This is a genomic window from uncultured Lutibacter sp., from assembly GCF_937891065.1.
Classification (GTDB): Bacteria; Bacteroidota; Bacteroidia; order Flavobacteriales; family Flavobacteriaceae; genus Lutibacter.
In genome coordinates this window covers 1-12021 of sequence record NZ_CALAEQ010000034.1, presented here as the reverse complement: position 1 = coordinate 12021, position 12021 = coordinate 1, and the positions used below count along the sequence as shown (strand labels likewise).

The following is a 12021-nucleotide window of genomic DNA, read 5'->3' as shown; positions in this document are numbered from 1 at the left end:
TATTGAATCACTGGTCCAATACATATATATTGAAACCATGACAAGAAGCATATAAATAATACTCACAGGAGCTCTTTTTCCATTAAATACTTTATCACTTAAATATCCACAAAGTAGTGTTCCTGGTATACCCGCCCATTCATAAGCAAAGTACGCCCATCCAGATTCTTTGATAGAAAAACCTTTCGCTTCTTCAAGATATAAAGGGGCCCAATCTAAAACACCATAACGCACTAAATAAACAAAGGCATTGGCAAAAGCAATAGACCATAACAGTTTGTTTTTGAATATGTATTTAAAGAAAATTTCTTTAGCAGACATTTCTTCTTCAAATTTATCTGAATAATTATCTGGATAATCATTTTTATATTTTTCAATATTTGGAAGTCCACAAGATTGCGGGGTATCTCTAATTAAAAACCAAGTTATAACGGCTACACCTAAAGCTATAAATCCAGGGAAATATAATTTAGCATGCCAATCTGCAAAAATTGCAACTCCTAAAATTGCAAGGGGTCCAATAATACCACCTCCAACATTATGAGCCACATTCCAAATCGCCATTTTTGTTCCTCTTTCTTTCAAAGAAAACCAGTGTACCATCACTCTACCACTAGGAGGCCAACCCATTCCTTGAAACCATCCATTCAAAATTAACAATACAAACATTATCATTATAGACGATGTTGCAACAGGCAATATCCCCATTAAAATCATAGTAAAAGCTGAGAGTACTAAACCTGCAGTTAAAAAATTACGGGCATTACTTCTATCGGAAACATTCCCCATAATAAATTTACTTAACCCATAAGCAATGGATACTCCAGATAGGGCAAAACCTAATTGTGTTTTAGAATAACCAAGATTCACTAAATCTGGCATGGCTAATGAAAATACTTTTCTAACAAGGTAATAGCCGGCATAACCCACAAATATTCCAATAAACACTTGCAATCTCAACCTCTTATAAGAGCTATCAATTTTATCGTCAGGAAGCAACTCCTTGTGTGCTGCTGGTTTAAATAAATTTATCATATGTACTGATTTATTAATTCTTAAATTAAGCTTCTTATCATTTTTTATTTTCAATTTGAAAGCAACCTAACTTTTCTCATTCAAAACAAACACTAAATCGTTTTCGTAAAACAACACTTAAATAGTCTCATTTTTTTTCGGGCAACGAAAATATTATAAAATATAACAATTCGAAAGTTTTTTTTGGTTTTTTTACAAAATCAATGACTTATATCATAAAGCTTCTTAAAGCGAGAAAAGAAATAAAAATCTAACATCGTATGCATCATTTAATATTAGATTTTTATACCTATTCAATTAATTCTCACTTATAAAATATAATTTAATGTAACTTGTACATATTCATCTATTTGATTCTTTTCCCAAGCCTCATTCTCTCCTAATTCAGCAGCCATGATTTTCGCAACTTTAGGAGCCATTTTGATACTCTCTTTAGCATCCAACAATTGGCAACGAACTCTACGTGCTAAAACATCTTCAACTGTACGTGCCATTTCATGTCTCACAGCCCAAACTACTTGCGCTTTCATAACTCCTAATGATGAACTTATCAATTCACTCATCCCCTCTTCCTTTGCTAATTTTAAAATCGCTATTTCATCACTTCCATAAAAATACAAAGGGTTGTTATGATCTACATTTTTTTTATATCCATGTATTTTTAAATGCCTCGTTTTTGTAGAAATATGAGGCCAACCATTTCTTTTTTCAGTTTTATCAACCAAATCCTCACCCATTTTTCTGAAAGTTGTCCATTTCCCACCAACCATCGTTAACAATCCAGAATCTGAAGTGAATATTTTATGACTTCTAGAAATCTCTTTCGTTTTCTTTCCTTCCTCTGTTGCCGCTAAAGGTCTAAGTCCCGCAAAAACACTTAAAACATCACTTCTTTTTGGGGCTTTTGTTAAATAACGTTCGGCTGTTTTTAAAATAAATTGGATTTCTTCTTCTAAAGCTATTGGCTCTAAAGATTCTTCTTTAATAGGTGTATCGGTTGTACCAACAACAACTCTACCATGCCAAGGAACTAAAAATAATACTCTACCATCATCAGTTTTAGGAATCATAATCGCATCATCTCCAGGCAAAAAGCTTTTATCCAATACTAAATGCACCCCTTGACTAGGAGCAATCGTTTTTTTAGCATTTGGCGTATCCATTTTCAAAACATCATCAGCAAAAACACCTGTTGCATTCACAACTTGCTTTCCTTTTATTTCATGCGATTTTTTACTTTCCTCATCAAAAAATCGAACTCCTGAAACATTTCCATCTGCATCCTTCATCAAACTTGTTACTGGACAATAATTAATTACAATAGCACCTAACTCAGTAGCGCTTTGCAATGCATTAATTGCCAATCGGGTGTCATCAAATTGACCATCGTGATACACTACACCAGCAGTAATTTTTTCAGGATTAATTGTTGAAATACGTTTTAAGGTTTTCGCTTTTGAAATACGTTTAGATCTCCCTAAGCTTAATTTTCCGGCCAATAAATCATATAACGTTAAACCAACCGTATATTGCAATTCATCAAACAATCCTTGAGTTGGAATTATAAAAGACTGATTTTTAACTAAATGAGGAGCATTCTGAGTTAACAACCCTCTTTCAACAACAGCCTCCCTTACCAATCCAACATCTCCTTGTGCCAAATAACGAACTCCACCATGAACCAACTTTGTACTTTTACTTGATGTCGATTTTGTGAAATCTGACATTTCAAGTAACACTACTGAATACCCTCTTGAAGCAGCATCCAATGCAATTCCAATCCCTGTCGCTCCACCACCTATTACTATGAAATCGTATTCTTTATTATTCTTACTAATTTCATCAATCATTTCACTTCTTTTCATAACCTACTTTTTAATTTATTTATTCAATATGAAACATTAACGCTGTAAATATATAATTAATCGAAACACAACGAAAGTTTTATTTAGTTTTTTTTACATAATTATGATATTTATCATTAATTCGAAACTAAAACATAAAAACATTACTAAATTTTAATGATTGTTTTAATCGCAAATTCAACAAAACAGTAAAATTTCTACAATAAAATTCCTCCATAAAAACAATTCATCAGCTACATGTAAATTAAAAAAACACACAAAAGGCATTTTAAATTATTTCAATTTAACTAGAGAATATCGTACCTTTGCTTTAAAATATATTAGAATGGTATTAAATATTATTGATCGACATAAACTGATACTCGATAAACTGGAACGAAACGGGTTTGTTACCGTTAATGATTTAAGTCAAGAATTTGATGTTTCTGTAGTAACCATTCGAAAGGACCTGAAATTATTGGAAGAAAGAAAATTATTATTTAGATCACACGGTAGAGCTATTCCTTCAAATCCATATATTACAGAACACCATGTACATATTAAGGAAAAAATAAACATCAAAGAAAAAAACAGAATTGCTATCGCTGCCGGACTAACTTTAGAACCAAATGACAGTATTATAATAGCATCAGGAACCTCTGTCATAGAATTTGCAAAACACGTTCAACCTGTTGAAGGCTTAACAGTATTAACAGCATCGTTAAACACAGCTCTAATACTCGCTGAGAATCCTAATATTGACGTGATGCAATTAGGAGGAATGGTACGACCAAGCTCATCGTCTGTAGTTGGCCCTATTGGAGAAAAAATGCTAGCTGAATTCACTTTTACAAAATTATTTTTAGGTGTAGACGGTATTGATTTAGAATTCGGACTTTCAACAACGAACTCTATGGAAGCCTCTTTGAATAAACAAATGATAAAAGCCGCTCAAAAAATTATTGTACTCGCTGATTCTTCTAAATTTGGAAGAAAAGGCTTTGGAAGAATATGTGGCCTTGAAGATATAGATCAAATAATTACAGATAGTGGCATTGATGAAGTCACAAAAAACAAACTTATTGAAATTGGGATTGACGTTACCATTGTTTAAGATTTCACATCCTAAATTATATTTTACCTGTTAATGCAATTAATTTTTGACGATAATTTTCGTAAGTTCAAGTGAATTTTTATACAAAATCATATCAAGATCAAAAAAATTATTTTTAAAAAAGGTTCTCGATACTTTTTTTGTTCCGTTTTACTCCAAAAAAACACTCGAACTGACGTTTTTACTAATTGCAACCATAAATATATTAATCATTAATAAACCTATTTCACATCCTATTTCATAAAAACATTATAAAATGAAAAACATACTTAATCTACTCCTAATTTTCACAATTTCGCTTTCAACAATAGCACAAAACACCACCGAATTAAACGTAGAGGATAAAGTCCCAACATTTTCTGGACTTGATGATACTGGCAATGAATGGAATTCTTCTGATGTATTATCCGATTTTTTAGTGGTTTATTTTTATCCAGCTGCTATGACTGGAGGATGCACCGCTCAGGCTTGCGCATATCGCGATGATAAAGTTACTTTCGATAAAATGGGTGTCACTATTATTGGTGTTAGCGGCGATGAAGTTGCTAACCTAAAACACTTTAAAGAATCATCACAACTAAATTTCCCTTTATTGTCTGATCCTATTGGAAACATTGCAAAAATATTTGGAGTACCAACAAAAGATGGTGGCTCAATTACCAGAGAATTTAATGGAGATAGCTTTATGTTAACAAGAGGCGTGACCGCAGCTCGGTGGACTTTTGTTTTAGATAAAGATCGAAAAATTATTTATAAAAACGCAGAAGTAACTGCTGCTGAAGACAGTAAAAAAGTACAAGCTATCATTAAAAACTACACGAAGTAATACACATTCAGCAGCTTATTAGTTCTCAATATATTAATAAGATTTCTCTTTAATACGTTTATAATAAATCAATCGAACTTACGAATGAGAATCTTTTACTTGTATACTCATAATAGCTCGCAAATCAATTGTATTGTTAATTAGATGCAATATATACACTATTTAATACGGTACGAAAGCATCACTCCACCTCTATAAGGAAGCCATTCACCACTTTTATTATAATTTTCAGCGTTATCATATCGGATATCTGAACCAATAGTGTATCCTTTATAAAACCCTTGACTATTTCCTCCTCCTAAAAAAACATCAAATAAAAATCGATCATTTATCTTTGTTTGATACCCTATCGTTACACCCATTACATATCCAAGCCCTTTTTCATACAAATTGGTATTCAGATAATTCCATTTTTGAAAGTTAAAAAGTGTAAATCCTACATGAGCTCCAACATAAAAACCTTGGTATTTTTCATTAAAATGATACCTATACTCTGGAATAAAAATATAAAACTGACTTGGTTTCCCCTTAATTGATTTCCAAAATGATGCTGTGATATCAAATTGGAAAGTTGATTTTTCACCAATACTAGTCTCTATCCCAACATTTGGGATGGTAAGTAACGTAGTTAATGTATTCACTTTTACATAGGTTTGACTTTGTAAATGCATTGAATACAACATAAGAAATATGCTGAGTAGTTTTATTTTCATAACCGTATTGTAAATATAATGATTTATGAAAAGTAACCTCTATTTTTTCAACTATTTATCGCTACTCCATTTGAAGTTACCTATAAACTGCAACTACTATATTCTTCCTTCTGTACTCTCAAACGCTATATCGTTATCCTATTCAATTTTAACCTAAAAACAATAAAGCAAGTATCAATTTGAAAAGTACACATTGCTTAAATTTTCCTAACTTCGCATAAAATATGCAGTACAAATAGTGACAATAACAGGTGTTTTAATTTCCAAAAATATATGCTTAACTTTTTCAAAAACAAACAAACATCCATTACAACGAATTTCCCTGATGACTTTGTGGATATTCATTCTCATATTTTACCAGGGGTAGATGATGGTTCTCAAAGTTTTGAAGATTCTTTAGCTTTATTAAAAAAAATGCATAGCTATGGCATCAACACTATTATTTTAACACCACATATTATGGAAGGTGTATGGGAAAATTCAAGCTTGAGCCTAAAAAAAAGATTTAACGAATTTAATGACTTTCTAAAAAAAGTAAATTTTACCGAAGTTCAATTGAAGCTGGCTGCAGAATATATGTTAGATGGTAATTTTAATACCTTATTAAAAACAGAAAAATTACTAACAATTAAAGATAATTATCTTCTTATTGAAATGTCCTATTTAAATGCCCCCCTCAATTTATATGAAACACTATTTGCTATTCAAATAGCAGGATACAAACCTATTTTAGCACATCCAGAAAGGTATGCTTTTTACCATAACAATTATGCTGAATACAGTAAACTGAAAGAAGCTGGTTGCTTATTTCAACTTAATTTATTATCACTTACTAAATATTACGGGAAAGAGGTAACTACCATTGCTAAAAAACTTCTAAAGGACAATCTTATTGATTTTGTTGGAACAGATACCCATCATGACAGGCACTTAAATTATTTGGAACGCATCAATAGTACGGCTATTATAAAAAAACTAACCCCTATTTTAAAAAATAATGAAGTGTTTAAGTAGCTTTACTGTCTGAGTCGTGCAGTCGTGCTGTCGTGCTGTCTCGCTTCGCTCTTTTTATTGTCTTGCGGTCGTGCAGTCTTGCTGTCAGCTTATTTAGCTTAAATTATTTATATGCCTTTGTCAGTCTGAGCTTAGCCTGTACTTAGCTTGGCCGAAGTATTGAAGACTTTTTTAGTTCTATTTCACTTCAACTAGCACTTCGACAGGCTCAGTGTGACTAATTTTTTACTTTTCACTTTGTCATGCTGAGCTTGTCGAAGCACATCACCACTCATCACTTTTTACTTCTTTGACTCAGGACTGCAAGACAAGAGCTAAGCGAGACTGCAAGACTCATTACTATAATTCATAATCAACAGACCCCAAATAAACACTTCGATAGATCCTTCGACAAGCTCAGTATGACATTCTCCTGAATGATAGTTACTTTCTTTTCCACCAAGCCTTTTTAACTGTAGCTTCGCCATATCCGTAGCCATAACCGTAGCCATACCCATAACCTCTTTCAAAATTGGTGTCATTTACCAATACAGCCATATTAGGCAATCGTTTTTCACTATATAATAATTTAGGCACTTCTAATAAACGCTTGTCTAAGAAATTTGCTCTAATTACATAAATAAATAAATCTGCTTGTTGCCCTAATAATAAAGTATCTGTAACAATATTTACAGGAGCCGTATCTACTATTACATAATCATAATGTTCTTTCCCATATGCTAAAGCTTCTTCAAACCTTCCATTCATTAGTAATTCTGATGGGTTTGGCGGTATCGCTCCTGAATTTACTAAATCAAATCCTTCTTTAACTGATGTTATTACTTCCTTAATAGTCACCGAATCATCCATTAAGAAATGGGTCAAACCTTTTTCTGAGGCTATATTTAAGTATTCAGAAATTTTCGGTTTCCGAATGTCTGCACCCATTAACAATACTTTTTTATTTGATAATGCCAATGCTGCTGCCAAATTAATAGAAACAAATGTTTTCCCTTCTCCTGCTAATGTCGATGTTAAAAAAATAAGTTTTCCTTGGTCTTTTGCTTTAGAAAGCATAAAATTAATGTTGGTTCTTAACAAACGAAAAGATTCCGCAACACTATTCCGATCATTGCCTGATACCACCACTTTATTAGCGGAAACTGATTTAGGAATATCTCCTAAGTAAGGTGCTTTTACAATAGCCTCAACATCTTTTCTTGAATGCACTTTATTATCTAATAAAAATAATATGTACAGCACTCCAAATGGAACAATAACCCCTAAAAGTAATGCTGCTAAATAGATAATTTTACGTTTAGGAGCAACTGGAGTATCACTTCCATAAGCTGCATCAATAACTTTTGCATTGGGTAACGTTACCGCCAACGTAATGGCATTTTCTTCTCGTTTTTCCAATAAATACAAGTACAACGCTTCTATTATTTGCTGCTGACGCTGAATGTCTCTATATTCTCTTTCTTGTTTTGGTACTGCAGCAATTTTAGAATTTAAACGAGACTGCTGTTGCATTACTTGATTTAAAGAAATTGTTAATGAAGACTCTAAATTCACTAAGCTTTGAGAAATGCTTTCTTTCAATTGTGTAATCTGATCACTTAAATTAACAATTACTGGATTTAATTTGCTTGAGCTTTTAAGAATGCGATTGCGCTCTAATAACAGCTCATTGTATTTTAAGGTACTTGCTTCCAATGCTCCTTGAGGCAATCCTAGGTTCGCCGGAATTAAATCCTCCGAATTAATTTCAAGATACTCTCCAACATAGGCTATTAATTTAAGCTGTGTTCCTAATTCAACAATTCTTTTTTCGAACTCCGATTTTGAGGCTAAATTCAAACCCGCTTCAGAAGAGATGTCTGTTAATTTGTTCTCACTTTTAAATGTTTCTGCATTTGACTCTACCGCTAGTAAATCTTTATTTATAATTTCTAATCGTTGATTTATAAATTCATTGGTATTTTTGGCTACCGTGCTTTTATCTTCAACAGCATCTTTATTATATTGGTACACTAACCTGTTTAAAATAACCTGAGCCTTCAATCGTAATTGATCATTTAGGCTTAACCTTATAACGCTTGCATTTTTGTTTACAGGCTGAATTTGAATGGCATTTCTATACCGGTCAACCACATTTTTTAATGGTGTAATTTTTACAATAATTTCTTCATCCCCTTTTAATTTATGGTTAGTAGCAGGCGTTATTGTGATATCACTTATAGTACTGTAAATACTTTCACCAAATACATGTTCGGAAACCAATTCTCCTGTAATATTGAGTAAACTAAAATTAGTCTCTGATTTTAGTTTCACCGTAAACATGGTATCTTTTAAATAAAACAGTGAGTCTTTAGAAAAAAAGTTGATTTTAATAGGTAAATTTTGATAAAACAGTTCAGACGTTTTTACCCTTCCTTTATTGAAATAAGTGACGTTTACTCCTAAATCTTCAATCACCTCTTGCATTAAAGTTCTAGACTTTAACAATTCAATTTCATTGTCTAATGTTGTTTGTGTTCCTCCTAGCAATCCTAAATCTTCAAAAGCAGACAATTCCGAGGCTAAACCTCCACTATTTTCTTCATCAATTAAAATAGTTGTAGACACCTCATACGTATTAGGTGCATAGCGTAGGAATAAAAATGCCGTTGTGAGCGCCACCATAATTGCCAACACAAACCACTTCCAGTGGTATGCATATTTTTCTATCTCTTCACGAATATTGATAGATTCATCATTAAAATTTACAGTATTTAACGGATTCTCTTGTTGCATAGCTCTAATTTTAACGAGTAAGTAGTGTTATTAATGTAATTAAAATAGATACTGACGAGAGTATAACTCCTGTATTAGAACCAACTACAGATGAATTTAACTTTGTTTTATTAGGCTCTATATAAATCACATCGTTTTGTGCTAAATAAAAATAGGGAGAGTTAAATAATTTTTTATTCGTTAAATCTATGGTTACAAATTTCCGTTCACCTTCTTGTTCTCTTATTAATAATACAGTACTTCTTCTTCCTTGTATGGTTAAATCACCGGCCAATCCAATTGCTTCAATAATTGAAATTCGCTCATTGGAAATTGTATAACTACCAGGCACCTTTACCTCTCCTAAAACGGTCACTTTAAAATTAGTTAATCTAATATTTACAATAGGTGATTTCAAATAAGCTGCCAAGGTTTTGGTTAAATCGGCTGCTAAAATTTTAGTTGACAGCCCTGCTACTTTCATGGTACCCAGTACTGGAAAATTAATTTCACCATCTGAATTCACTAAGTATGTTAAAGGTTTCGCATTGGATACAGCACTCCCAATCATAGGTGTTTCATATAAATTAAATGGCATCGCTGCTTCCCCATCAATTGCTGACACATTAATACTTAACAAATCGCCCACCTGAATTTTAGGCTCATAATTCACAACAGTTTCATTCGTTTCAACACCTTCTATGTCTTGAAAATAAACCATTTTTTTTGGGGAGACACACGCTACAAATAAAGTGGCTATGCAAAATATGAGTAGTTGGTTATATAACGTGTTTTTCATTCGCTTTTTCACTGTTTATGCTATTTAATTTTAGGGTCTTATAAGAAGACTCAAATATACGGTTTCTTTTTCTTTTGCTATTTCAATTTTCACTCCTTATTCTTCAATTTGTCATGCTGAGCTTGTCGAAGCACTTCCTAACTCTTCACTCTTTTAAGCCCAACGCGCCACCTGGCCCATTCGCTAAAAACAGCTACAAGCTGTTTTCTTTACGCTCTGTCCTACTCATCATTCAAAAACACACCCCTAACCCCTCTCAAGAGGGGAATTTCTCTTTCTAACTCTTCACTTTGTCATGCTGAGCCTGTCGAAGCACATCTTCACTCATCACTCCTCACTTTGTCATGCTGAGCTTGTCGAAGTACGTCCAAAACTTCATATTTTGAGTTGTTAGAAATAAATTCTGGTACAATTTTTTTCATTTTCAGAATCGTTTTCTCTTCATTAAAATCTTCATTCCCTTCACATAATTCAGCTATTTCTTTTGTTAGCTTTTCTATATTTATAGGCTTTACTTCTGCAATCATAATTTTATCATGATAGGTATTTTTGGTGTTTTCACCATCGCCTAGTAATTCTTCATAAATTTTTTCTCCGGGGCGTAAACCTATTATTTTAATATCAATATCCTTAGGGAAATGGAGCCCAGATAAACGAATCATATTTAAGGCCAGATCGTAAATTTTTACAGATTCACCCATATCAAAAACAAATATTTCGCCTCCATTACCCATAGCGCCAGCTTCTAATACTAACTGACAAGCCTCTGGAATGGTCATAAAATAGCGTGTAATATCTTTATGTGTTACTGTTAATGGACCTCCATTTTTAATTTGTTGTTTAAACAACGGAATTACAGATCCGTTTGAACCTAATACATTTCCAAAACGTGTGGTGATAAATTTTGTTTTCCCTTTCTCCTGCAAGCAAGAGATTTGCATTTCTGCAATTCGCTTGGTAGCTCCCATTACGTTTGTAGGGTTTACAGCTTTATCTGTAGATACCATTACAAATTTTTCAGCATGGTATTTGATGGCCAGTTCAGCTATATTTTTAGTTCCTGAAATATTTACACGTACCGCTTCGTATGGGTTTGCTTCCATAAAAGGCACATGTTTATAAGCTGCAGCATGAAAAACAATGTTGGGTTGGTATTGTTCAAATATAAAATCCATTCGCTTATAATTCCGCACATCTGTAACAATTGAAGTACAATTACGCGTATTGTTACGATGAAAATATTGTTGCAAATTGTAGAGTTCAGATTCGGCTTGATCTATTAAAATCAAATGTTTATAATTAAAACCTGCCACTTGCCTCGCTATTTCACTTCCTATTGAGCCTGCAGCACCTGTTATTAAAATTACTTTGTCATTTAATTCTCTTTTTAAAACCTGATTATCTAATTGAATAGGTGTTCTTCCCAGTAGATCTTCAACATTCACCGATTTAATTTGATTCAATTTTAACTCATTGCCTATCCAATCTTTTGTAGGAGGTACTATTTTCACCTCCACAGCAAGGTCTGCAAATCTATCTACCAATGCTAATATTTGAATGGGTTGTATGGTTTGTATGGCAATAATAATTTCATTAATTCTTTTTGAAATTATAAATTTTCCATCTATTGCTGCTGAGCTATATACTTGTAAACGGTTTATCTTTCTTCCTGTTTTATTTTTATTATCATCAATAAAACCTATTATTTGAGTCTTACTTTTATTGTCTTCCTTTAATATACCATAGGTTAATAAACCTGCCTCCCCAGCACCATAAATCAGCACTCGTTTTTCAATTTTAGAATCCTCAATTAATACCCGGTACAATGCTTTAAATAAATGCCTGCTAAAAATTAAAATGAGCACATTCAATAAAAAATGAATGACTAAAATAGACAACGGAATGTTGAAATTTGGATGGAT

At 32.6% G+C, this 12021-nt stretch carries 9 protein-coding genes; 3 read left to right on the top strand and 6 right to left on the bottom strand.

Annotated features, from left to right (window positions below):
* The coding region (locus Q0352_RS02265) for an MFS transporter (protein ID WP_299522955.1) at nucleotides 1-1035 on the bottom strand (1035 nt) is incomplete at its 3' end.
* Between the two features lie 308 nt (nucleotides 1036-1343).
* Nucleotides 1344-2900 carry a glycerol-3-phosphate dehydrogenase/oxidase gene (locus tag Q0352_RS02260; protein WP_299522952.1) on the bottom strand — a complete coding sequence of 519 codons (1557 nt, stop codon included), beginning with the start codon at nucleotides 2898-2900 and terminating at the stop codon, nucleotides 1344-1346.
* A gap of 325 nt (nucleotides 2901-3225) precedes the next feature.
* On the opposite strand from Q0352_RS02260, the gene Q0352_RS02255 reads away from it, so the two are divergent.
* Together Q0352_RS02255 and Q0352_RS02250 are read left to right on the top strand one after the other, a co-directional pair.
* On the top strand, nucleotides 3226-3993 hold the full coding sequence (locus Q0352_RS02255; RefSeq protein WP_299522949.1) for a DeoR/GlpR family DNA-binding transcription regulator: 768 nt from the start codon (nucleotides 3226-3228) through the stop codon (nucleotides 3991-3993).
* 256 nt (nucleotides 3994-4249) lie between these two features.
* Entirely contained in the window at nucleotides 4250-4819 is a 570-nt protein-coding gene (locus tag Q0352_RS02250) for a peroxiredoxin (protein ID WP_299522947.1), read from the top strand.
* 158 nt (nucleotides 4820-4977) lie between these two features.
* Here the strand turns inward: Q0352_RS02250 and Q0352_RS02245 are convergent, their stop codons facing one another.
* Complete coding sequence (locus Q0352_RS02245) at nucleotides 4978-5532, bottom strand: DUF3575 domain-containing protein (protein WP_299522944.1); 555 nt, start codon at nucleotides 5530-5532, stop codon at nucleotides 4978-4980.
* Between the two features lie 273 nt (nucleotides 5533-5805).
* Between Q0352_RS02245 and Q0352_RS02240 the strand changes: the two genes are divergently transcribed.
* On the top strand, nucleotides 5806-6546 hold the full coding sequence (locus Q0352_RS02240; RefSeq protein ID WP_299522941.1) for a CpsB/CapC family capsule biosynthesis tyrosine phosphatase: 741 nt from the start codon (nucleotides 5806-5808) through the stop codon (nucleotides 6544-6546).
* Between the two features lie 423 nt (nucleotides 6547-6969).
* Here the strand turns inward: Q0352_RS02240 and Q0352_RS02235 are convergent, their stop codons facing one another.
* The 3 genes from Q0352_RS02235 to Q0352_RS02225 form a co-directional block, all read right to left on the bottom strand.
* Entirely contained in the window at nucleotides 6970-9321 is a 2352-nt protein-coding gene (locus Q0352_RS02235) for a polysaccharide biosynthesis tyrosine autokinase (protein WP_299522938.1), read from the bottom strand.
* A 10-nt stretch (nucleotides 9322-9331) separates the two neighbouring features.
* Nucleotides 9332-10021 carry a polysaccharide biosynthesis/export family protein gene (locus Q0352_RS02230; RefSeq protein WP_299522935.1) on the bottom strand — a complete coding sequence of 230 codons (690 nt, stop codon included), beginning with the start codon at nucleotides 10019-10021 and terminating at the stop codon, nucleotides 9332-9334.
* 398 nt (nucleotides 10022-10419) lie between these two features.
* Nucleotides 10420-12021: nucleoside-diphosphate sugar epimerase/dehydratase (locus Q0352_RS02225; protein ID WP_299522931.1), on the bottom strand; the 1602-nt coding region annotated here is incomplete at its 5' end.